This is a genomic window from Pseudarthrobacter sp. B907, from assembly GCF_040137805.1.
Taxonomy (GTDB): Bacteria; Actinomycetota; Actinomycetes; order Actinomycetales; family Micrococcaceae; genus Arthrobacter.
Genome location: NZ_JBEEQE010000027.1, coordinates 1 through 22,116 on the forward strand (window position 1 = coordinate 1; position 22,116 = coordinate 22,116).

At 69.7% G+C, this 22,116-nt stretch carries 22 protein-coding genes and 2 pseudogenes; 8 read left to right on the forward strand and 16 right to left on the reverse strand.

All coding sequences use genetic code 11. The features are described from left to right. From ABLI39_RS16960 to ABLI39_RS16990, 7 genes and pseudogenes are all read right to left on the reverse strand, one after another. Positions 1-402: pseudogene (locus ABLI39_RS16960) on the reverse strand (bifunctional D-altronate/D-mannonate dehydratase); the annotation flags it as partial. Positions 403-453: 51 nt separating this feature from the next. Further along, complete coding sequence (locus ABLI39_RS16965; RefSeq protein WP_349414730.1) at positions 454-1,425, reverse strand: sugar kinase; 972 nt, start codon at positions 1,423-1,425, stop codon at positions 454-456. Next, positions 1,422-2,096 (reverse strand): bifunctional 4-hydroxy-2-oxoglutarate aldolase/2-dehydro-3-deoxy-phosphogluconate aldolase, encoded by a 675-nt coding sequence (locus ABLI39_RS16970; protein WP_349414731.1) that lies wholly within the window; start codon positions 2,094-2,096, stop codon positions 1,422-1,424. Before ABLI39_RS16970 ends, ABLI39_RS16965 begins: the two co-directional genes overlap by 4 nt. A 5-nt stretch (positions 2,097-2,101) precedes the next feature. Beyond that, positions 2,102-3,250, reverse strand: coding sequence for a galactonate dehydratase (gene dgoD, locus ABLI39_RS16975; protein WP_349414732.1), 1,149 nt, complete (start codon positions 3,248-3,250; stop codon positions 2,102-2,104). 7 nt (positions 3,251-3,257) lie between these two features. Further along, positions 3,258-4,145: a carbohydrate ABC transporter permease gene (locus ABLI39_RS16980; protein WP_349414733.1), complete on the reverse strand. Its 888-nt coding sequence runs from the start codon at positions 4,143-4,145 to the stop codon at positions 3,258-3,260. After that, a complete protein-coding gene (locus tag ABLI39_RS16985; RefSeq protein ID WP_349414734.1) occupies positions 4,142-5,119 on the reverse strand; it encodes a carbohydrate ABC transporter permease in 978 nt (325 codons plus the stop codon). Before ABLI39_RS16985 ends, ABLI39_RS16980 begins: the two co-directional genes overlap by 4 nt. A 331-nt stretch (positions 5,120-5,450) precedes the next feature. Then, complete coding sequence (locus tag ABLI39_RS16990) at positions 5,451-6,740, reverse strand: ABC transporter substrate-binding protein (RefSeq protein ID WP_349414735.1); 1,290 nt, start codon at positions 6,738-6,740, stop codon at positions 5,451-5,453. A gap of 134 nt (positions 6,741-6,874) precedes the next feature. Between ABLI39_RS16990 and ABLI39_RS16995 the strand changes: the two genes are divergently transcribed. After that, complete coding sequence (locus ABLI39_RS16995; RefSeq protein ID WP_349414736.1) at positions 6,875-7,609, forward strand: FadR/GntR family transcriptional regulator; 735 nt, start codon at positions 6,875-6,877, stop codon at positions 7,607-7,609. Positions 7,610-7,677: 68 nt separating this feature from the next. On the opposite strand, the gene ABLI39_RS17000 is transcribed toward ABLI39_RS16995, so the two are convergent. Together ABLI39_RS17000 and ABLI39_RS17005 are read right to left on the reverse strand one after the other, a co-directional pair. Next, positions 7,678-8,709: an aldo/keto reductase gene (locus ABLI39_RS17000; RefSeq protein ID WP_349414737.1), complete on the reverse strand. Its 1,032-nt coding sequence runs from the start codon at positions 8,707-8,709 to the stop codon at positions 7,678-7,680. Positions 8,710-8,751: 42 nt separating this feature from the next. Then, entirely contained in the window at positions 8,752-9,624 is an 873-nt protein-coding gene (locus ABLI39_RS17005; protein WP_349414738.1) for an NAD-dependent epimerase/dehydratase family protein, read from the reverse strand. A gap of 151 nt (positions 9,625-9,775) precedes the next feature. On the opposite strand from ABLI39_RS17005, the gene ABLI39_RS17010 reads away from it, so the two are divergent. The 3 genes from ABLI39_RS17010 (at position 9,776) to ABLI39_RS17020 (ending at position 11,790) form a co-directional block, all read left to right on the forward strand. Next, positions 9,776-10,240, forward strand: a complete 465-nt coding sequence (locus ABLI39_RS17010) for a universal stress protein (RefSeq protein ID WP_349414739.1) — start codon at positions 9,776-9,778, stop codon at positions 10,238-10,240. After that, positions 10,237-11,004, forward strand: a complete 768-nt coding sequence (locus ABLI39_RS17015; RefSeq protein ID WP_349414740.1) for an SRPBCC family protein — start codon at positions 10,237-10,239, stop codon at positions 11,002-11,004. Before ABLI39_RS17010 ends, ABLI39_RS17015 begins: the two co-directional genes overlap by 4 nt. A 96-nt stretch (positions 11,005-11,100) precedes the next feature. Next, positions 11,101-11,790 (forward strand): hypothetical protein, encoded by a 690-nt coding sequence (locus tag ABLI39_RS17020; protein ID WP_349414741.1) that lies wholly within the window; start codon positions 11,101-11,103, stop codon positions 11,788-11,790. A 7-nt stretch (positions 11,791-11,797) separates the two neighbouring features. Here the strand turns inward: ABLI39_RS17020 and ABLI39_RS17025 are convergent, their stop codons facing one another. From ABLI39_RS17025 to mgtA, 3 genes are all read right to left on the reverse strand, one after another. Beyond that, positions 11,798-12,211: a DUF302 domain-containing protein gene (locus ABLI39_RS17025; RefSeq protein WP_349414742.1), complete on the reverse strand. Its 414-nt coding sequence runs from the start codon at positions 12,209-12,211 to the stop codon at positions 11,798-11,800. A 3-nt stretch (positions 12,212-12,214) separates the two neighbouring features. Then, positions 12,215-13,564 carry a phosphoribosyltransferase family protein gene (locus tag ABLI39_RS17030; RefSeq protein WP_349414743.1) on the reverse strand — a complete coding sequence of 450 codons (1,350 nt, stop codon included), beginning with the start codon at positions 13,562-13,564 and terminating at the stop codon, positions 12,215-12,217. Positions 13,565-13,699: 135 nt separating this feature from the next. Further along, a complete protein-coding gene (gene mgtA / locus ABLI39_RS17035; protein ID WP_349414744.1) occupies positions 13,700-16,447 on the reverse strand; it encodes a magnesium-translocating P-type ATPase in 2,748 nt (915 codons plus the stop codon). Between the two features lie 256 nt (positions 16,448-16,703). On the opposite strand from mgtA, the gene ABLI39_RS17040 reads away from it, so the two are divergent. Next, positions 16,704-17,438, forward strand: a complete 735-nt coding sequence (locus tag ABLI39_RS17040; RefSeq protein WP_349414745.1) for a GAF and ANTAR domain-containing protein — start codon at positions 16,704-16,706, stop codon at positions 17,436-17,438. Here the strand turns inward: ABLI39_RS17040 and ABLI39_RS17045 are convergent. Next, a complete protein-coding gene (locus tag ABLI39_RS17045) occupies positions 17,435-18,169 on the reverse strand; it encodes an esterase/lipase family protein (protein ID WP_349414746.1) in 735 nt (244 codons plus the stop codon). The genes ABLI39_RS17040 and ABLI39_RS17045 overlap by 4 nt on opposite strands. Next, on the reverse strand, positions 18,166-18,963 hold the full coding sequence (locus ABLI39_RS17050; RefSeq protein WP_349414747.1) for an alpha/beta fold hydrolase: 798 nt from the start codon (positions 18,961-18,963) through the stop codon (positions 18,166-18,168). Before ABLI39_RS17050 ends, ABLI39_RS17045 begins: the two co-directional genes overlap by 4 nt. Positions 18,964-19,091: 128 nt before the next feature. Between ABLI39_RS17050 and ABLI39_RS17055 the strand changes: the two genes are divergently transcribed. Beyond that, positions 19,092-19,349, forward strand: coding sequence for a hypothetical protein (locus tag ABLI39_RS17055; RefSeq protein WP_349414748.1), 258 nt, complete (start codon positions 19,092-19,094; stop codon positions 19,347-19,349). A 60-nt stretch (positions 19,350-19,409) separates the two neighbouring features. Here the strand turns inward: ABLI39_RS17055 and ABLI39_RS17060 are convergent, their stop codons facing one another. Then, positions 19,410-19,823, reverse strand: coding sequence for a VOC family protein (locus tag ABLI39_RS17060; RefSeq protein ID WP_349414749.1), 414 nt, complete (start codon positions 19,821-19,823; stop codon positions 19,410-19,412). Positions 19,824-20,014: 191 nt separating this feature from the next. Next, positions 20,015-20,581 (reverse strand): type 1 glutamine amidotransferase domain-containing protein, encoded by a 567-nt coding sequence (locus ABLI39_RS17065; RefSeq protein WP_349414750.1) that lies wholly within the window; start codon positions 20,579-20,581, stop codon positions 20,015-20,017. 566 nt (positions 20,582-21,147) lie between these two features. Here ABLI39_RS17065 and ABLI39_RS17070 point away from each other — a divergent pair. Together ABLI39_RS17070 and ABLI39_RS17075 are read left to right on the forward strand one after the other, a co-directional pair. After that, entirely contained in the window at positions 21,148-21,723 is a 576-nt protein-coding gene (locus ABLI39_RS17070; RefSeq protein ID WP_349414751.1) for a hypothetical protein, read from the forward strand. 94 nt (positions 21,724-21,817) lie between these two features. After that, positions 21,818-22,116, forward strand: a pseudogene (locus tag ABLI39_RS17075) (cell wall anchor protein); the annotation flags it as partial.

Consider the following 22,116-nt stretch of genomic DNA (forward strand, 5'->3'; position numbering starts at 1 on the left):
CGAGTCGAACAGGGACTCCAGGTCCGAGCCGGAGGCGTGACCGTAGGCCCGCAGCCCGTTCCGCGATGCCCCGCCCAGGAGCTGGTACACCGGCATCCCGGCCAGCTTGCCCTTGATATCCCACAACGCCATGTCCACGGCGGCGATCGCGGCCATCGTGACCGGACCGCGGCGCCAGTACGCGGAGCGGTAGAGGAACTGCCAGGTGTCCTCGATCCGGTGCGGGTCCTTCCCGATCAGCAACTGCGCCACGTGCTCCTTGAGATACGCGGCGACGGCCAGCTCACGGCCGTTCAGGGTGGCGTCGCCGATCCCGGTCACACCGTCCTCGGTGGTGATCCGCAGGGTCACGAAGTTGCGGGAGGGGCTGGTGACAAAGACGTCGGCGGCAATAATTTTCACAACAGGTCCAGGCTTTCGGTGTCGGTCGGGAGGGGGTCCGGGGTTCGGGTCTTAGCGCTGCGTGCTGCCGTCCGGGACGGTGCCCAGCAGCGCGAGTTCCGCGGCGCTGGGCAGGCCCTCGCAGTCACCGGCGGTGCTGACCGCGAAGGCGCCGGCAAGGGTGCCGCGGCGCAGTCGCTCGGCGACGTCGCCGCCGTCGAGCAGGGCCGACAGGTAGCCGGCGGTGAAGGCGTCCCCGGCCCCGACGGTGTCGATGCTGGTCACGGGGACGGCGGGGGCCTCGCGGCGGCCGGCGGCGGTGTGCACCCCGGCGCCGGCGGCGCCGCGTTTGACCACCACCTCCCGCACGCCGCGGTCCAGCAGCTCGGCGGCCATGGCCAGTTCGGCGGCGTCCGGGTCCGTTCCGGCGGCGGCGCCGCCGTCGGCGACGAGGCCGAGTTCGTCGTCGGAGGCCACCAGGACGGTGGCGTGCCGGGCGAGCGGGGTGAGGACGGCGCGGGCCTCGTCGCGGGACCAGAGTTTGCTGCGGTAGTTGACGTCGAGGGAGACCACCAGGCCCTCGGCGGCGCCGCGTGCGGCCGCGTATTCGACGGCGCGCCGGGCTTCCGGGCTGAGGGCGGCGGTGATGCCGGTCAGGTGCAGGACCCGGGGGCGGGCGGCGAAGGCCCGGTCCACGTCCCCGCGGCTGATCGTGGAGCCCGCGGACCCGGCGCGGTAGTAGTAGGCGCGGCTGATGTCCGCGGTGCGCCGCTCCAGGAACATCACCCCGGTGGCGCGGGCGGCATCCACGCGGTGGTGCACTGCCAGGCCCTCGCTCCGCAGCTGCCGCAGGATGAATTCGCCGTGCGGGTCCGCGCCCACGACGCCGGCCCAGGCCACGCTGTGCCCCAGCCGGGCGACGCCGGCGGCGACATTGGACTCCGCCCCGGCCACGTGCATGGCCAGGCTGCCGCCGGCGGACAGCGGGCCCGCCGAGCGCAGCGAGACCATCGATTCGCCGACGGTGAGCAGGTCCACGCTCACCGCGCAGGCTCCGCGGCGCTTCCCCGGCCGTAGCCGGCGGCCAGGCCAACGAACGCCCGCGCTCGCTCGCGCACCGGGGCAAGGTCGCCGCCCGAGCCGGCGTCGCCAAACAGCGGCCCGCCGAGTCCGACGGCGACCGCGCCGGCGTCCCAGTATCCGTCCGCCTGGTCCAGCCCGACGCCGCCCACCGCGATGAACGGGATGCCGGGGAAAGGATCGCGGAGTGCCTTGAGGTAGCCGGGTCCGCCGATTGAGGCGGGAAAAAGTTTCACCGCGGTGGCGCCGCGGTTCATCGCCTCGTACGCCTCGCTGGGGGTCAGCGCGCCGGCCAGGACGGGGATGCCGAGGCGTGCGGATTCCTGGATGGAGCTCGCCAGCGAGGGCGTCACCATAAACTGGCCGCCGGCCTCGGCCACCTCCGCCACGTCCGCGGCGGTGAGGACGGTGCCGGCTCCGACGAAGCAGCCGGCGGGAGCGGCGGCACGGACCGCGCGGATGGCGGCGAGCGCGTCCGGGGTGGTCAGGGCGATTTCGACGTAGCGGAAGCCTTCCTCCATGGCCGCGAGGGCGGCCTTGGTGGCGGCTCCGCCGTCGGTACCGCGCACGATCGCCACGAGGCGGGCCTCGCGGATCCCGGCGAGCAGGTCCTCGGGGGTGGGCTGGGATGCCATGTTGTTCACCATTCTGCGAAGGCGCCGTCGGGGTGGCGCCAGACGGGCCCGCGCCAGGCGTGGCCGCGCTTGTCCGCGGCCCGGACCACGGCCTCGTCGATCTCGATGCCGAGGCCGGGGCCGGTGAGGCGCTCGATGTGCCCGTCGACGAATTTCAGCGGGGTTTTGTCCACCACGTAGTCCAGGACTTCGGCACCCTGGTTGTAGTGGATGCCGATGCTTTGTTCCTGGATCAGGAAGTTGGGGGTGGCGAAGCCCACCTGCAGGCAGGCGGCCAGCGCCAGCGGTCCCAGCGGGCAGTGCGGGGCCAGCTGGACCTCGTAGATTTCGGCGAGCGAGGCGATCTTGCGGACCTCGGTGATGCCGCCGGCGTGCGAGAGGTCCGGCTGGGCCACGGCGATGCCGGCCTGCAGCGCGGGCAGGAATTCCTGCCGGCTGTAGAGCCGCTCGCCGGTGGAGACCGGCGTCGTGGTGGAGGAGGTGAATTCGCGCAGCAGGTGCGTGTTCTCCGGGACCACGGGTTCTTCGAGGAAGAACGGCCGGTACGGCTCCAGCAGCGGTGCCACCCGGCGGGCGTTGGCCAGGCTGAAGCGGCCGTGGAAGTCGACCGCGACGTCGCGGTGGTCCCCGAGCACCTCGCGGGCGGCCGCGACCCGGCGGACGACGCCGTCGAGCTCGGCGACGGAGGCGACGGGGCTCATCCGGCCGCTGGCGTTCATCTTGACGGCGGTGAGCCCGACCTCCAACTGGGCGCTGATCTGGTCGGCCACCTCGTTAGGCTCGTCGCCGCCCACCCAGCCGTACATCCGGATCCGGTCGCGGACGTGGCCGCCCAGGAGCTGGTGCACGGGGGTGTTGAAGTGCTTGCCGGCGATATCCCAGAGGGCCTGGTCCAGTCCCGAAACGGCGCTGGCCAGGATGGGGCCGCCGCGGTAGAAGGAGCCCTTGGTCATGACCTGCCAGTGGTCCTCGATCCGCAGCGCGTCGTTGCCGATGAGCAGCTCGGAGAGCTGGTCGACGGCGGTGCGGACCGTTTCGCTGCGGCCCTCGCAGCTGGCCTCGCCCCAGCCGACGATCCCGCTGTCGGTCTCGATCCGGACGAAGAGCCAGCGCGGGGCGACGAGGAAGGTCTCAATCCTGCTGATGCGTGTCATCGGTGGCCTAGCCCTTGGTCGCGCCGGCGGTGAGGCCGGAGACGATGTATTTCTGCGTGAAGAGCGCAATGATCATGATCGGGATGGTGACCACGGTGGCGGCGGCCATCAGGCCACCCCAGTCGATGCTGGCGTAGGAGACGAAGTCGAAGATCGCCACCGGGAGGGTCTTGGTCTTGGACCCGGAGAGCACCAGGGCGAACATGAAGTTGTTCCAGGAGAAGATGAAGGACAGGATGCCGGCGGTGGCGATCCCGGAGACGGACAGCGGCAGCGTGATGCGCCGGAACGCGCCGATCGGGGTGAGCCCGTCCACCTGGGCCGATTCCTCCAGCTCCAGCGGCAGCGAATCGAAGTAGCTCATCATGATGTAGACGATCAGCGGCAGCGCCACGAACATGTGGCTGAGGATGAGGACCTCGAAGCCGCCCACCATCTTCAGGTTGGAGAAGACGTAGTACCAGGGCACCAGCAGCGAGACGCCGGGGATGACGCGGGCCATCAGGACCACCAGCGCCGAGCGGTGCATGGTGAAGCGGCTCATCGCGTAGGCCGCCGGGACGCCGAGGACCAGGGACAGCGCGGTGGAGACGAACCCCACCCAGAAGCTGTTGAAGATGAAGACGAAGTAGTTGTTGCGCTGCAGCACGTTGGCGTAGTTCTCGCCGGTGGGGGTGAAGACGAACGACTTGGCTGTGTCGTAGATGTCCACGTTGGTCTTGAAGGAGGCCAGCAGCATCCAGAACAGCGGGGCGATCAGGAACAGCACGACGGCGATCAGCGCGACAACCCGGAACACCTTGTAGGCGCGGGTGGCCAGCGGCTTGCGGCGGCGTGGAGCGGGCGCGGGCCGGGCGGCCGTGGTGTTTTCGGTGGTCTGGTTCAGGACGGTCATTTGCTTACCGCTTTCTTGCGCATGGTCAGCAGCCACATGGTGACGATGATGATCATGAAGAACAGGATCAGCACCGCCGAGGAGAGCCCGTACTGGTTGTAGTCGAAGCTCAGGCCGTAGGCGTAGACGTTGAGGGTCTCCACCTCGTGGAAGGACCCGCCGCCCTTGCCCTTGGTGGCGTAGAGGATGTCGAAGGTCTTCAGGGCATCGATGCCGCGCAGCAGGATGGCGACGATCACGGTCGGCATCATGAGCGGCAGGGTGATGAAGAAGAAGCGCTGGAAGGCGTTGGCGCCGTCCATCCGGGCGGCCTCGTCCGGTTCCTCGGAGAGCGAGGTCAGGCCGGCGAGCAGGATCAGGACCACCATGGGGGTCCACTGCCAGATGTCCATGAAGATCGTGGTGCCCAGGGCGGTGTCCTGGCCGGAGAGCCACGGCTGCGGGGGGATGCCGATCATGCCGAGGAGCTGGTTGACGAAGCCGATGTTGGGGTCAAAGATCAGCCGCCACATCATGCCGACGGCCACCGGGGTGGCGACCAGCGGCAGCAGGATGGCGACGCGCACCCATTTTTCGCCGCGGAAGGGCCGCCACAGCAGCAGGGCGATGCCCATGCCCAGAACAACTTCGCAGGCCAGCGCGACGCCGGTGAAGCTCAGCGTGCGGCCGACGGCGGGCCAGAACCGTTCGACGTCGGAGAGCACCGTGAGGTAGTTCTCGAGGCCGACGAACTCGGAGGCGGCGCGGACCGAGCCCTGTGAGTCGGTGAGGCTCAGGTAGAGCGTCCACGCGAGCGGGAAAACGATCAACACGCCGACGAAGATCATCGCCGGTGCGGCGAAGAGCCACTTGCGGTGCCGGTTGGCCCAGGCGGAGAAATTCTTCCGCGGGCCGGGCGTGCGGGCCGCGGCGCGGCCGGACCCGGCCGCGGTGTCACGGGCGGTGTCGCCGCGGGAGGTGTTCAGTACAGACATGGTTCACCTAAGGAGTTGGGGGTGAAGTTCAGAGCATGGCCGCGGGGGGGGGGGGGGGGGGGGGAGGTGCGCGAATGGGAAGGAACAGGAGCACCGGCGGGACTCTTCCCGGAAAGGCCGCCCGAGCCGGGCACTCTGGCGGCCGCGGAGGACCAGCCGTGACCCGCCGCCAGCAGATCGTCTATCTCGCCGCCGCCTGGTGCCTGTCCTACCCGGACGAGGAGCTCCTCGGGCGCGTGCCGCTGATGCGGGCCGCGCTGGCCGAATTCCNATGGTTCGCGTCCGGCGCCTGGCATTGGGCACCAGGCGTCAGGCGCGGACCGCCGGGGCGCTACTTCTTTTCGCTGTCCAGGAACTTCTGGAAGGCGTCGTGGGCCGTGTCGGCCGCGGCCGAGGAATCGGCACCGGTGATGGTGGCAACGATCGGGGCGCCGACGATTTCGCGGGCCTTGCCCACGGTGACAACCTCGGGACGGTCGTGGCCCACGCCGTTCTTGGCGCTGGCCGCGATGGCCTCAGCCAGGTCCTTCGGGTAGGTGGAGGTACCGGCCGGGTCAGCCCAGACCGAGGCACGCGGGCCGGGAACGCCGGCCTTCTGGGCCTGCAGGGTGCGGTCCTTGCTGGTGGCCCACTGGATGAACTTCCAGGCGTTGTCCTGGTTGCCGGAGGCCTTGTTCACGGCGAGGCCCCAGGACGGGATGTTGTACGGCTTGGAACCGGCCGGGCCGGCGGGCAGGGCGGCGAAACCGACCTTGTCGGCGACCTTGGACTTGGCCGGATCGGTGGCGTTCTTGTACAGCGAGTCTGCCTCGGTGTAGAAGGCGGCCTTGCCCTGGGTGAAGATGGCCATCGCCTCGGGCCAGCTCATGTCGGTGCTGACGTTCTTCGGGCCGTAGTTCTTGATCAGGCCGCCGTAGAAGGAGTACGCCTTCTTCGCGGCGTCGCTGCCGACGGCGGACTTGCCGCTGCCGTCGGTGAAGTCGCCGCCGAAGCTGTAGAGGAAGCTGGAGAACTGGGTGACCGCGGCGGACTTGCCGGTACGGGCCACGAAGCCGGCGGTCTCCGGGGTGGATTCCGAGATCTTCTTGGCGGCTGCCTGCAGCTCGTCCATGGTCTTGGGGACCGCGACGCCGGCTGCCTGCAGCAGGTCCTTGCGGTAGTAGAGCACCTCGCGTTCGGTGATGATCGGAACGCCGACCACCTTGCCGTCCACGGTGGAGGCCTTGACCGGGCCCTCCTGGTAGTCCTTCCAATCCCAGCTGGCGTCCGAGGAGACCTTGGACGTCAGGTCGGCGAGGTAGCCGTTCTTCGCGAACGCCTTGCCCTCCTGGAGCGGGCGGTACATCATGACGTCGATTTCGTCGCTGCCGGCGTTGAGCTTGACGTTGTACTGGTCCGAGAGCTGGTCCTCGCCGAGCTGGGTGAGCTCGACCTTGAGGCCAGTGGCCTTTTCGAATTCCGGAATGGCTGCCTTGATGCCCTCGGTCCACACGTGGTTGGCCAGCGTGACCCGCACCGTGCCGGCGGCCTTGGCATCGCCGCTGCCGCCGCCGCAGGCGGTCAGGCCGAGCGACAGCGCCGCGGCTACGGCCGCGTACTTCACAATTGAACGCCGCTTCATTACGACTCCCTTGTCTTCAGGGCCGGATCAACTTCCAGCCACCCGCGGATGCATCTTTACATCTGCTCTGGAGCGATCTTAGAGAAATAAAGCAGACTTAAACAACCCCTTGCGCCCACCCGTATGATTTATTCATGCAAACCCCAAAGGCGGAGTCTTCAGCTGACCTGCACTCCGTGCTCGTCCAGACCCTGGGGCTCGCCATTGCCGAGGGGAGCCTGGCGCCGCACTCGATCCTCCGTCTGGACGAGCTGGAGGCCCAGCACAGCGTGTCCCGTTCGGTGGTTCGGGAAGCCACCCGGGTGCTCGCCTCCATGGGCATGCTGGAATCCCGACGCCGGCTGGGCACCGTGGTGCAGCCGGAGGAGTCCTGGAACCTGTACGACCCGCAGGTGATCCGCTGGCGGCTGGCCTCCTCCCGCCGGGTGGACCAGCTGCGCGCCCTGAACGAACTGCGGGGCGCAATCGAACCGCAGGCCGCCCGGCTGGCCGCCGAGCGGGCCTCCTGGGACACCGGCAGCGACCTCGTCGCGCAGGCCGCGCGGCTCTGGGCGGCGGGCCAGCGCGGTGACCAGGACGAGTTCCTGCGGCTGGACATCGCGTTCCACGTCACCGTGCTCCGGGCCTCCGGCAACCCGATGTTCTCCCAGCTGCACAACCTCGTCGCCGAGGTCCTCACCGGCCGGACGGAGCACGGGCTGATGCCGCACCTGCCGCAGCATGAGGCGCTCCAGCTGCACGTGGAGGTGGCCAGCGCCATCCAGCGCGGCGAGATGGACGCCGCCCACGCGGCCATGCGCAGGATCGTGGAACAGTCCACCGAGGAGATCGGCGACATATGGTCCAGCCACCAGGGCGGTCCAGCGTAAGCACCACGACACGCGGCCAGCTGCGGCCCTGCGGATTCCCGGGCTCGTGGTGACCGCGTGCTCTTCCTTTAGCGCCCGCCCTCGAGCTTTCGGCTGCGTTGCTCCTGGGCCATGGGCCCGTACGGATACACGCCGACGCGGGGCCGGCTGACCTCGGTCAGCCGATCCGTCTCCGCGTCGGTGAGCCGGAGGTCCGCTGCCGCCAGGTTGTCCGCGAGCTGCTCAGTGCTCCGCGCGCCCAGGATCACCGAGGTGACCGCCGGCCGGTCCGCGAGCCACGCCAGCGCCACCTGGGAGGCGCTGACGCCGTGCCGGGCGGCCGTTTCCTTCACCTCGTCAATGATGTCCCAGGTCCGCGGGTCACCGTTGCGGGCCTCCCATGCCTCCATCCCGCGCTTGGGATTTTCACCGAGCCGGGTGGCACCGGCGGGCGGCTGGTCGCGCTGGTACTTGCCGGACAGCCAGCCGCCGCCCAAAGGCGACCAGGGCAGCAGCCCGATACCGGCGTCGAGCGAGGCCGGGACGATTTCCGACTCGATCTCGCGGACCAGCAGGCTGTACTGCGGCTGCAGCGTCACGGGGGCGCTCCAGCCGTGGGCCTTGGCTACGTGGACGGCCTTGGTCAGCTGCCAGCCCAGGAAGTTGGAGAAGCCGTAGTAGGCGATCTTGCCGCTGCTGACAGCATCGTGCAGGAACCGGAGCGTCTCCTCCAGCGGAGTCACCGGGTCCCAGGCGTGCAGCTGGTAGAGGTCGATTTGCTCGACGCCGAGCCGGCGCAGCGAGTCATCCAGCGCCCGGCCCAGGTGACGGCGGGAGGTCCCGACGTCGTTGGGTGCCTGGCCCATCGGGAAGCGGCCCTTCGTGGCCACAACAGCCCGGTCCCGGAGCTGGGCCCGGTCGGCCAGCCACCGGCCAATGATTTCCTCGGATACTCCGGAGCTGTAAACGTCCGCGGTGTCGATGAAGTTGCCGCCGGCCTCGAAGTAGGCGTCCAGGATGGCGCGGGACTGCTCCTCGCTCGCCTCGGCGCCGAAGGTCATGGTGCCCAGCGCGTAGTTGGAGACAACGGCGCCGCTGTTGCCCAGGGTGCGGTAGTGCATGGAACTCCTCAGTGGTCGGGTCGGTCGGGGTGGGGCTGCGCCTCAGTCCTCGGTGGGGGTGGTGCGCAGCGAGTGGTAATTGCGCCAGCTGTGCTCCGGGGCGTAGCCGAGGAGCCGCTTGGCCTTCTCGATCGAGAGCAGGGTCTCATGCTCGCCGAGCTCCCTGACCACCGCGACGTTCGGGAACACCTCGGCGGCCAGCTCGCTGCTGGGCCGGCTCATCACAGTGTCCGCGTTGGCGACGATGAAGGCCTCGAAGCCGGGCGTGCCGTGCTCCAGCGCCCGCGCCACGGCCTGCGCGCCGTCGCGGCCGTCGATGTAGCCCCAGAGGTTCCATTTGCGCAGCCGGGCGTCGTGGTCGAAGGAGGGGAACTCCTCGTAGTCCTCCGGATCCATCACGTTGGAGAAGCGCAGCCCGGTGATGCTCAGCGTCGGATCCCAGCGGGTGAGCTGGATTGCCATCTGCTCCTCGAGGTGTTTGACCAGCGAGTAGGTGCTCTCCGGCCGGGCCGGGTACTCCTCGTCCACCGGAAGGTAGGGCGGATCGACGTCGAACGGCAGGCCCAGCACGGTCTCACTGGAGGCGTAGACGATTTTCTTGATGCCGGCGCGGCGTGCTGCCTGGAACACGTTGTAGGTGGCCTGCATGTTGTTCTCGAACGTCGCCGCGTCCGGGGCGAGGCCCGGGGCCGGGATGGCCGCCAGGTGCACGATCGCGTCAAACCCGGCGTGCCGGTCATCCAGGCCCAGGATGACGTCCAGCACCTGACCGTAGTCGCGCAGGTCCACGCGGGTGAATCCGTGCTCCCGCTCGCCCGCCTGGTCCAGATTGGTGACCTCATGGCCGTCGTCGGTGAGCCTGCGGACCACGTTCCTGCCGAGCTTTCCGCTTCCTCCGGTCACTGCAATTTTCATCAGGGTCTCCTCGGTGGTCGGCTGCCTGCGTTCCCCCCACCCTAGAACGGCCGGCGGCCGCGGCGCACCCCCGGCGGGCCACGGACCCGCCGCAGACCGCGGTGACCTTTGGCCCTAGGCGCTGCCGGGTCGACCCGGAAAGGTGGGTGCCATGAGCGGAGATCAGCGGATAGTCGTGGGCGTGGACGGCTCGGAATTTTCGACGACGGCGCTCCGGCTCGCCGGACGCATGGCCGCCAGCCTGAACGCCCCGCTGGAGGTCATCACGTGCCTGGGCACCTCGGATTTCTTCCTCGCATCCCACCTGCCGGAGGAGCGCACCGCCTCCACCGAAGAGCTGGAGGAAACCGCGAAGCGCCTCGTGGAGCAGTCCCTGGAGCGGGCCTTCGGGGACGCACGCCCGGAGCGGCTCACCCGGCAGGTCAAATTCGGGTCGCCGGCCAAGGTGCTGATCGACGAGAGCAAGGATGCCCAGCTGCTGGTGGTCGGCCGGCGCGGACAGGGCGGCTTCCTCGCGCAGGTCATGGGTTCGGTCAGCGGCGCCTGCGCGGCCCACGCCCACTGCCCGGTGCTGGTGGTGGGCCAGGAGTCCCGCGAAGGCCAGCCGGGCGCATGAGCTCAGGCCGGATCGGCCGCGCCGCGTCCCGCGCGCAGCGACCGGCCGGATGGAAGCGACCGGCCGGATGGAAGGGCCCGCTGGCGGCGCTTGGCGCCGCGGCCGCGGCCGCGGGCTACGTCCTCGCCGTCCGGCCGCGCCTGCTGAACTGGGGCGCGACCTCGCAGGAGGCCGCTGGCCCGCTGGCGGGCGATGAACTGGTTCCGACGCCCCGGCTACAGAGCACGCGGGCCGTCAGCATCGCCGCCCCGCCGTCGGCCGTGTGGCCGTGGCTCGTCCAACTCGGGGCCGGCCGCGGCGGGATGTACAGCTACGACGCCCTCGAGAATGCGGCGGGCCTCGGCATGCACAGCGCCGACCGGATCCACCCGGAGTTCCAGCAGCTCGCCGTCGGCGACATCATTCCACTGTCCGCCAGCGGCGGCATTCCGGTCCGGCGGCTCGAACCCGAGACGGTGCTGGCCCTGGGCGGCACCCTGGACCCGCGCACCGGGCAGCCTGCCGGGGATGGCGCGTGGGACCGACGGCGGGTGAGCGGTCCGCGGCTGGAAGTTGGCTGGACCTTTGTCCTGCAGCCCCTCGGCTCCCGCAGCACCCGGCTGCTGGCGCGGACCCGCTATGACTACTCGCCGCTGCCGCTGGGCATTCCGCTGCGGGTGGTGCTTGAGCCGTTGCAGTTCCTGATGGAGCGCCGGATGCTGCTGGGCATCCGCGCCCGTGTCGAGCGCCGCCGCCCGCGCAGCAGGCGCCGCCGGGGACGCTGAGGGCGGGGGCTTTGTGCCCTACGGCGCCTCCCCGGGGCGTCATAGCCTGAGTTAACAGAGCGGCGAGGGCGCCCGCCGGATTCCGGGAGGCCAACGGTGAAATCGGCAAAGACAAGTATTGTCGCGGGCATTGTCCTGATGACTGTCGGCGGCCTACTGCTGCTGGACCTGCTCGGCATCTTCAAAATCGCCGCGTTCCTGCCGCCGCTGATTTTCACCGCGGTGGGGCTGGTGTTCGTGTCCCTGTTCGTCCGCAGCCGGGAGAACTGGTGGGCGGCCATCCCGGGCTCGGTGTTCCTGGGCCTGGCCGCGGTCATCACCGCCGCGCAGCTCTCCCCGGGCGACGGCGGCGGGGCCTACCTCTTCCTGTTTATGGCGGCCGGTTTTGCCGCGGTCTACCTGCGCGAACGGGGCAATTGGTGGGCCCTGATCCCGAGCGGGGTGATGGTCACACTGGCAGTCATTGTGGCCCTCCCGCCGGGGCTTCCCGGCACCGCCGTCGCCGCCGTCCTGTTCCTGGGCCTGGCGGCAACGTTGGGTCTGCTGTCACTGGTCCGGGTGCGGCTGTCCGACGGACCTTCAGAGCACCAGGACCGGATGAAGTGGCCGTTGATTCCAGCCGCAGCCCTCGGCGTGCTGGGCGCAATTTTCGCCCTGCAGGCCACGGCGGCGCTCATTGCCCTGGACTTCGCCGTCCCCGCCGGCATGATCCTCGGCGGGATCGCCCTGCTGGTCTACGCCTACCGGGCCCGCCGGGGCGGCACTCACAAGGTGCACGGCGCCTAGGAGCCCCCTAGTTGTCCGCCGCCAACTGGGCCACGACGGCGCGGAGCCGGGTGCCGGCGTCGTCCGCCACCTCCCGGACCGCCGGGCTGCCGCTGAGCTGCACCATGGTCTGCGGGTCGATCACGTCCACGGTCGTTTCCGCCGCGCCGGGAGCTCGCCGGACCACCACGTTGCACGGCAGCAGGGCCCCCATCTCCGGCTCGGCCGCCAGGGCCCGGCTCGCCAGCTGCGGGTTGCAGGCCCCCAGGATCACGTAGTCGCCCAGGGCCTGTGCCGCGTCCTCGCCGAGCTTGGCCGCAAAGGTGTCGCGGACGTTGATCTCGGACAGGATCCCGAAGCCCTGGCCCGCCAGGGCGGCGCGGGTCTTCTCGACGGCATCCGCCCAGCCGAGCGGGACGGCAGCGGTGTAGGTGTAGGTCATGGTTCACTCCTTGTGGGACGGTACGGTCTCGGGCAAAAGGTACCTGGTAAACCAGTCCCGGGCCAGGATGGCCGCCGCGGCCAATGTCCCGGGTTCCTCGAAAAGATGGGTGGCGCCCTGGACCACGGCCAGCTGGTTGGGGCACCGCATCATGGCCTTGGCCTTGCGGTTCAGCTCCAGCACCTCATAGTCGAAGCTTCCCACGATCAGCAGCGTCGGCGCCCGCACCGCGGAGAGCCGCGGACCGGCAAGGTCGGGGCGTCCGCCGCGGGATACGACGGCGGCCACCCGGGCGGAGGGTTCGGACGCGGACCACAGCGCGGCCCCCGCCCCGGTGCTCGCGCCGAAGTAGCCGACCGCACTTGACGCGGTGTCCGCGCGGGTGGCCAGCCAGTCGGTGGCCGAGGACAGCCTGCGTGCCAGCAGCTCGATGTCGAAGACGTTGGCGCGGTTGCGTTCCTCCGCCGGCGTGAGCAGGTCCAGCAGCAGCGTGCCCAGGCCGGCGCGCTGCAGCACACTGGCCACAAACCGGTTCCGCGGGCTGTGCCGGCTGCTCCCGCTCCCGTGGGCAAAAACCACCACGGCGCGGGCAGGCACCGGCAGGTGGAGCTGGCCCTGCAGCCGCACTCCCCGGGACGGAATCTCCACCTCTTCATCGAACTCCATTGGATCCTCGGTGACCGCCGACGTGCCGGTCGGAGGCGGCGAGTCCTTCAGCCGCCGTGCGGCGGCGTCGAGCAACTGGATCACCTCGTCGTCCTCGGTGGGCGAGAAGTCGCGGTAGTGGTAGCCGACGGCGGAAAACTGCCGGGGCGTGGCGAGGCAGACCACTTCATCGGGTTCGCTCAGGCCCGCGAGGGTGTCGGCCGGGGCGACAGGTACCGCCAGGATCACCCGCGCGGCCCCCAGTTTGCGGGCGATTCGGCAGGCGACCCGGGCGGTCGACCCGGTGGCGATGCCGTCGTCGACGATCACGGCGATGCGACCGGTCAGGTCCTGGCGGGTGCGGCCCTTCCGGAACCGTGCCACGCGGTTTTCCAGCACGGCCCGCTCATGGTCCTCGACGGCCTGCAGTTCCGCCTCACTGACCCTGGCTTGGGCCAGCACATGCTCCTCGAGGACCCGGGCCCCGCCCTCGCCGATCGCCCCCATGGCGAGCTCCGGCTGATACGGCAGCCCGAGCTTGCGAACCACGATCACGTCCAGGGGTGCATCCAGCGCGGCGGCAACCTCGAACGCCACCGGGACCCCGCCGCGCGGAAGGCCAAGGACCACCAGGTCCTTGCCGCGAAGGTCCGCCAGACGCCGCCCCAGCTGCCGCCCGGCGTCGACCCTGTCTTCAAAAATGCTCATTGTCTTGGCTTTCCAATCGGGCGCCGGCCGACGGGCCCCTCCTGGGATGCGCTCCGCGGGCTGGGCATCGGAGGAGGCTGGGCACCGGAGCAGCGTGGGCATCGGAGCAGCGTGGCCGCTTTCTCCCACTATCCGTCAGGAGTTCCGGGGATGTGAGGGCCCTTGTACCCGGTTTCGTTTCCGCCGGGCGCCCCTCCCCCGCCGGGGTGCCAGCGGCGCCCGGCGGGCGTGCCGGGTGGCGGCGTCCGGGGTGCTGAAACGTGCCGCGCGCCGGGCCACGTGGTGGTCCTTGCCCCGGCGGCGGACCCGCGGCAGCACCGGCACGGCGGGCTGCTGGGCGGCGCGGGAGAAGAACCAATGCTTGGCGATCTCCACCAGCACCAGGTACACCACGGTCATGCCCAGCAGGGCCAGGAAGAAGGGCACCGGCAGCGGGTCGAAGCCCAGCACGGCGGCCAGCGGGGACAGCGGAAGGTAGACGCCCAGGGCCACCACCCCCAGCGCGGCGCAGAGCAGTCCGAGGGAGGGCCGGCTGCGCAGGAACGGTACCCGGCGGGTCCGGATGGCGAAGATGATCAGCGTCTGGGTGGCGATGGATTCGATGAACCAGCCCGCCCGGAACTCCCCCGGGACGGCGTCGAAGACGAACAGCATCAGGGCGAACGTCGCGAAGTCGAAGACCGAGCTGATCGGGCCAAAGAGGAACATAAAGCGCCGGATGAACGCGATGTTCCAGTGGGCCGGGGCCAGCAGCTGTTCCCTGTCCACCCGGTCGCCGGGGATGGCCAGCTGGCCGGTGTCGTAGAGCAGGTTGTTGAGCAGGATCTGTCCGGGCAGCATCGGCAGGAAGCTGAGCACCACGGACGCCGTCGCCGCGCTGAACATGTTGCCGAAGTTGCTGGAGGTGCCCATCAGCACGTACTTGATTGTGTTGGCGAAGATCCGCCGGCCCTCCATCACGCCGTCGGCCAGCACCCCGAGGTCTTTGTCGAGGAGCACGACGTCGGCGGCGTCCTTGGCGACGTCCGTGGCGCTGTCCACGGAGATGCCGATGTCGGCCTGGTGCAGCGCGAGCGCATCGTTCACGCCGTCGCCCATGAACCCGACCGCTCCGCCGCTCTGGCGCAGCAGCCGGATGATCCGGGCCTTCTGCTCCGGGGAGACGCGGGCGAAGATGCTGGCCTCGCGGGCGGCGGCGCTGAGCTCCGGATCGGACATTGCCTCTGCCTCAGACCCGGTGATGGTCCCGCCGGAAAGCACCCCGAGCTCGTCGCAGACCCGCTCCGCCACCTTGGCGTTGTCCCCGGTGGCGATCTTGACCGTGATGCCCAGCGCCTCGAGCCGGTCCAGGGACTCCCGTGCGTTGGCCTTGGGCTTGTCGAGGAAGACCAGGAACCCGGCCAGGTCCAGGTCTTTCTCGTCGGCCGGTGACATGTCATCCAGCCCGGCCGCGTTCCTGGTCGCCACGGCCACCACCCGGGAACCGGCGTCGAACTGTTCATCCAGCAGGGCCTGCACCGCGGCCGGCGTGGCGCCGCACAGCGCCAGCACATCCTCCGGCGAGCCTTTGGTGATGATCCGGGCGGGGCCGCCGGCGTCGCGGACCAGCACACTGGTCCGCCGGCGCTGGTGGTCGAAATCGATCACGTCGAGCCGTTCGAAGCGGGCGGGTTCGAACGCCGCGGCCTGCGGGGACTCCCAGAGTGCGGCGTCCAGCGGGTTCTGCCCGATCACGGACTTTTTCGCCTCCGTGTAGTCCGCCTCGGTGGCGAGCAGCCCCAGCGTGAACAGCTGGTCCGCGGACACGCCGCCGGCCACCGGCAGGGCCGCGGTGAAGCTGATCCGGCCCTCCGTGAGGGTCCCGGTCTTGTCCGTGACCAGGATGTCCATGTCGCCGAGGTCCTCGATGCAGACCAGCCGCTTGACCAGCACCCTGCGTTTGGCCAGCTGCCGGGTGCCCGTTGCGAGGCTGGTGCTGACGACGGCGGGCAACAGCTGCGGGGTGATCCCGACGGCGATGGCCAGGGAGAACAGCAGCGACTCGATCACCGGGCGCTGGAGCAGCAGGTTGGCGACGAAGATGAGCGAGGTCAGCCCGATGGCGACCTGAAGCAGCAGGAAGGAGAAGCGCTTGAGCCCGAGCTGGAACTCGGTCTGCGGCTGCCGCTCGCCCAGGCCGAGCGCGATCCGGCCGAATTCCGCCCGGCCCCCGGTGGCCACCACCACCCCGGTGCAGCTGCCGGACTGGATCACGGTTCCCATAAACAGGCAGGATGTCAGGTCGCCCAGCGCGGCCCCGCCGGCCACCGGGGCGGGATCCTTCCCCACCGGCAGCGACTCTCCAGTCAGGATGCTCTCGTCGCAGAGCAGGTCCTTGACGGACAACAGCCGCAGGTCCGCCGGGATGATGGCGCCGAGTCCCAGCTGCACGACGTCGCCGGGCACCAGGGCGGTGACGTCCACCTCGCGCGCGGTCCCGTCCCGGAGCACGACGGCGGTGTGCGTGACCCGCGAATGCAGGGCCTCGGCCGCCCGTTCGGCCCGGAATTCGTTGCTGAAGCCGAGACCGACGCTGACGAGCAGGATCACGCCGATCACGATCGAGTTGGTGGCGTCCCCGAGAAAGAGCGAGAGCCCGGCGGTGATGAGCAGCAGGATCAGGATGGGGCTGCGGAACTGCCGCCCCAGCACCGACCAGCCGCTTGCCTCGTGGGTGCGGACCGCGTTCGGCCCCAGCAGCGCGAGCCGCTCCGCCGCTTCGGCCTGGGCGAGCCCGCCCGCGGCAGACCCCAGGCGGGCAAGCACCGTGGCCGCGTCGGTCCGGGCCGCGTCGGCGACGGTCAGGGGCCGGGAGGCGGCCTCCCGGGTGTCTAGCTGTGGCATACAGATTCCGTCCGGATACCTCAAGGTACGGCTAAGACTACGTCGGCGGCGGCCTGGAGTCATTTGGCAGGGGTGAAGGGCAGGTGAAACGCCGGCAAAGTCCCGTATATAATCTCTTTTCGGTACGGTTTAGCAGAAGGCCGTTGGATAGTTATTCGATCCGGCTTCGCTGCCGCTACCGCCGCCCCCTTCCTCGCTGTGGTGCGCCGCGCCTGGCCGGTTCGATTCGGTTCGAGCGAAACGGCATCAAGGAATAGTGGTAAGCGAGTCAACCGCAACATCGATCAACCAGCACCTGCACCAGCTCGTGTTGAACAGTGCCGACGTGGAGGAATTCCTCGGCGAGTTAGCCAGGGTTTCGGCCCGCAGCCTGTCCGAGCCCGGTGATGAAATCCTGTGCGGGATCACCCTGCTCCGGCAGCGGAAGGCGGCCACCGTCTCCAGCAGCAGCGCAGCGGCGCAGGCCATGGACGAGATCCAGTACGGCTTCGGCGACGGCCCCTGCGTGACCGCTTCCCGGGAACAGGTCACGGTGCACATTGCCGACCTGGATGCTGACCCGCGCTGGCCCCAGTCCGCCGCCAGGGTCCGGGAGCACGGCATGCGCTCCATCCTGGCCGTCCCCTTCCTGCTCGACGGCGAAACCCGGGCGGCGCTCAATCTGTATTCGCACCGGCCGCACCGCTTCGACGATCGGGCCCAGCAGCTGGCGAGCATCTTCGTGAGCCAGACGACCATGGCGCTCGGGTTGGCCGTGCGGTTCGCGCACTTCAGCGAGACGGCGGTCAACCTCAAGGCGACGCTGGAGACCCGCACCGCGATCGACGTCGCGATCGGCATCATCATGGCGCAGAACCGCTGCAGCCAGGCCGAGGCGTTCGAGCTGCTCAAGGCGGCGTCCAGCACCCGCAATGTCAAGCTGCACACCGTTGCCGCGGCGATTGTTGACGCCCTGGGCCACGGGCCGGCACGGACCCACTTCGAGGATTAGCCCTCCGGGCCGGCGGCCGTCGGTGTCGCAGGCACCCGGGGCGCCGCCGCCGCCGCCTCCGCCGCCTCCGCCTCCGCCAGGACAGTGCTGATGGTGACCTGATGGGCGAGAATCCGGAAGTGCCCGCCCGTGTCCAGCGGCACGTTCCGGGCGCCGGGGAGCACACTGCCCTCCGGGATGTGCGGGTCGAAGAGCCCGTAGACGGAGGTAATCCGCTCGTTGACGCGTTGTTCGCGGGAGAGCTGGAGGGTGACCGCGCTGCGCGGGGACAGGGCCCGCAGGCTCGGCAGCAGCATGTAACCCGCGTACCGCGAGCCCGAGAACGGGGATCCGACGGCGACCATCCTAGTGATCCGCCGCTCCGGATCCAGCGACATCATCACGTATTTGCCGATCAGTCCGCCCTTACTGTGGGCCACGATCAGGGTGTCCCGCAGGTTCCGATCGCGGAGGTAGCTGGCAATCAGGGCCGCCGCTTTGGGGACGGCAAGCCGGTTGCGCTGCAGCACCGTCACCACGTGCACCGGATGCCCGGCTCCGTGCAGCTCCCGGATCAGCGGCAGCATAAAGCGCCAGTCCTCAAAGATGCCGGGGATGACGACGACGGGCCGGCCGGCGCCGCTGAGGAACTCGTCGGGGCCTACCCGGGAGACCGCGCTGCGCAGCTGCCGGCCGGCGGCGTAGGCGTAGTCCAGGGCCCACCAGCCGGCGAGCCGGAGCACCGAACTCACGGGGTAAACCTCTGGGCGGTTTCGCTTCCGGAAGCCGCGACGCCGGTGAAGCCGAGGATGGAGTCGGCGACCTGGACGGCCCGGTTGTGCTGGACCACATGCCCGGTTCCCTCGATTTCAAGGAACGTTGCGGAGGCTGCGCGGGCCGCCAGCCGGCGGCACCAGTCCGCCGGCGCGACCGGGTCGTTCGCGCCGCGCAGCACGAGCACGGGCGCCGTGACGCCGCCGATCCTTTCATCGATCGGGTAGTCCATCATGACCGGCAGGTTCTTGAGGTACCAGCTGGGTCCGCAGCGGAGGTAGTCGGTGAAGACCAGCGCGTTGGAGGACGGGCTCTCGAAGAACAGGCAGTCGCGGCCGAGCGCCAGGGCCTGTTGCGCCACGGTGCGCCGCCGGTCGTTGACCACCGGACCCATCAGCACCACGTGTGGGATCCGCGACGGCTGCCGCCGCGCCGCTTCGACCGCGAACTGCGTGCCCATCGAGTGCCCGACCACCCCGAACTCCAGCACGCCAAGCTGCTCGAGGGCACCGAGGATGTAGGTGGCGTATTCCGGCACGCTGAGCGTGTGCGCCGGCCTGGGGGTGGCACCGAACCCCGGCAGGTCGATCGAGAAGGTGTCCACAGATTCCGCGAGCAGCCTGTGAAGGCGCTGCAGGTAACGGTGCGAGGCGCCGATTCCGTGGATCAGGACGACGGCGGTTCCCCCTGCCGCGCCTGCCGGCCGCCGGGAGGCGAAGACGTGGCCGAGGTGTCCCGCGGCCTCAACCTCGATGCGCACGGGCCTGCTCATGGTGGTCTCGTTTCTGTTCGGCGCCTTGGATCAGCGTCTAGTAAGCATACTGACAAAGCCCGGCGCCCCCTGTACCTTGGGTGGAACATCCGGGGCGGACGTCCCGCAGGCCAGCATCGGAGGAACGCATGAGCAGCACACCGACCGACCCGGAAGACATCGTCAGCGACGGGGTGGAAGAGGACGGGACGCCCGTTCCGCGCGACCCCGGCAGCGCCGGCGGCGGCACGGGCGCCGCGGCGCCGACGTCGCGCGCACCAGCGGGCGCCGCGGAGGGCCACGCCCCCGGCGAAGGCGACGCGAATAAAGTGCCCGGACCGGCCGAAGAACAGGACGAAAAGACCGCAGACGACCGCGGCCTCACCACGGACACCAGCCCCGACTGAGCCAGGGCGAGACGCCGGCCGGGCACCCCTGCCGCGGGGTGCCCGGCCGGCGGCTGATCGCTAGCCGGCGGCCGGCGCGATGTTGACGAGCCAGTCCACGCCGAACTTGTCCTTGCACATGCCGAAGGTGTCGCCCCAAGGGGCCTTCTCCAGCGGCATGCTGACCGTGCCGCCGTCGGACAGTTTGTCCCAGTAGCCGCGCAACTCCGCCTCGTCGGTGCCGCTGAGGGATACCGAGAAGTTGTTGCCGGGGGTGTAGTCCATGCTGTTCGGCGTGTCGGCCCCCATCAGCACCATCCCCTTGTCGCTTGTCAGCATGGCGTGCATGATCTTGTCCTGCTCGGCAGGGTCCTGACTCGCCTGGAACTCGGCGAAGGTGCTCATGTTCAGCTCCCCGCCGAACACCGACTGGTAGAAGGTCATGGCATCCTTCGCGTTGTCGCGGAAGCCAAGGTAGGGATTGAGGGTGGTCATATCCGGGACTCCTTGATGGCTGGTGGCGAGAGAGCGGGCAGACGGCCGCCGCCGCTCCGGCGCGGCTTACAGGGCATATCCTGCCGGAAATCGGGCACAGTTCATAGGCCCGGCTCCGGCACGGACAGCCGGACAGCCCGGCCAGGTAACGGCAGATCCCGCCGGGCGGCGCTCGGCGGGCGGCGCTCGGCCTAGGCGGTCTGGCCGGCGTGCTCGCCTTCGGCGATTTCTTCCAGCAGCTTGCTGTTGAACGCCGGCAGGTCGTGCGGGTTCCGGCTGGTGACGAGCCCCTGATCCACCACCACTTCCTCGTCGCTCCAGTGGGCGCCTGCGTTCTTCAGGTCGGTCTGCAACGTGGGGTACGAGGTCACCTTCCGCCCGCTGACGACGCCGGCGTCGATCAGCAGCCAGGGACCGTGGCAGATCGAGGCCACCGGCTTGTGCTGTTCGAAGAATCCGCGGACAAAGTCCTGGGCGCCCTTGTGGATCCGGAGATGGTCGGCGTTGACGACGCCGCCGGGGATCACCAGGGCGTCGAAGTCGGAGGCCCTGGCCTGGTCAACGGCGAGGTCGACGTCGAAGGTCTCTCCCTTTTCGGTGCCGTCGTAGCCCTGCAGCTTTCCGCCCTTGGGCGCCACCAGGGTGGGCTCGCCACCGGCTTCCTTGACGGCGTTCCACGGGCTGGTCAGCTCGATCTGTTCGACGCCGTCCGTCAGCAGAAACGCGACCTTTTTGCCTGCAATGGTGTGCTCCGACATGTGTCCTCCTGGGGCCAGCGCGAGGGGTTGCCGGCCGTCGAGCCGGCCAAGTCCCCCGCAGCGATCTTGGTGCCTTACCCCTTCAATTTTAGGAACCGGGAAAATAATAAGCAAGCTGATCATATTGGGAAATTCTCGCCGTAGCTCTGGACTTCCGATTGCGGGTGTGGCTAGGGTGACGGAAGTTGCCGAACTCATCGTCTCGATTACTGCGCCGCACCTGGGGGGTGTTGCACGTGAAGAACGAACGACTTTCCGGACGCGCCTCGCGCCTTTTGCGACCCGTGCTGCTGGCCGGTGCGGCGGCAGCAGTGTGGTTGGCCCTTTCCGCGACAAGCGCGAGCGCGGAGACCGGCGCCTCCCAGGACGAACTCGCCGGCGTCTCGGCGCTCTCCGTTGCGGCACCGCTGGCACCGCCGGCCGCGCCCCAATCGCCGCCATCAGATTCCGGGGGCGACAGCTCTGGGCTGTTGTCCCCGGTTTTACGCGTCCTCCCGGGCTCTGTTGACCCGGTTGTTGCCTCAATTCCCGCCGTGACGCACGTTCCGTCGAGCGCACTGAGGGATGTGGCTTCCCCTGCCGCAGAACTCGTGGCCGACACGGCAGCAGGTGCGGTCCGGACGGTCATCCCCGTCGTGTCCGGGCTCGTGCCCGGTTCGGGACCTTTAGTAGACCCGATCGCCGACGCACTGACGGGCGTGTCGTCGCTGCCGACGGTGGCCACCCTCCCGCCAGCGGCGTCCGCATCCGAGGTACCCGCAGTGGACCCGGTTGGGGCTGCGACCGCGTCCCCGGGTTCCCCCGGCGTCGCTACCGCCGCCGGAATCGCGCCGCCGGAATCCGGCGCCACGCCCACTACTTCGCGGCACCAGGCGCTGCCCAGCGCCTGGGGCCCGGGCGCCTCTAGCGAGGCCCGGGAGCCGGCGAACGACCTGCCCGCTGACGAAGTCCCCGGCGCAGTCCCCGCCATCCCGGGTTCCGGCGCGGCAAGCAGCCAGCCTGGGTCCGGTCCGGGATCGTATGCCGCCGCTGAGACCACAGCCTTCGAGCTCCGGCCGCCCCCGGGCATGTGCGAGACCCGCCACCCGCTCCAGGCCGCTCCCGAACCGGTGTCCTTCGACCCCGGATCCTCTCCCGACTAGTTGGCGCCTGCCTGCCCTGCAACGGGCGGGCCACGGCCGAATCGGACTGCCGTCCTGGCAGCCCGCAACACCAACAGCTTCAGGAGAAAACATCATGCATACCAACTTGCGCAGAGGGCTGCTCGGCACCCTCTTTGCCGGCGGACTGCTGGCACTCGGAACCTCAGTCGCCAGTGCGGCGGACACGACTTCCGGCAGCGACGGCCTCGCCTCCGGCACCCAGGTCATCGCACCAGTCACCGCACCGGTGACGCTCGGGGCGACGTCGATCGGGCTGCTCGGCGACTCCGCCGCCACCAACGGCGGGACCAACCCCGCGGCGCCGGCCAGCAGCACCGGCGGGAGCACCACCTCTGGCAACGACGGTGCCGCCTCCGGCACCCAGGCCACCGC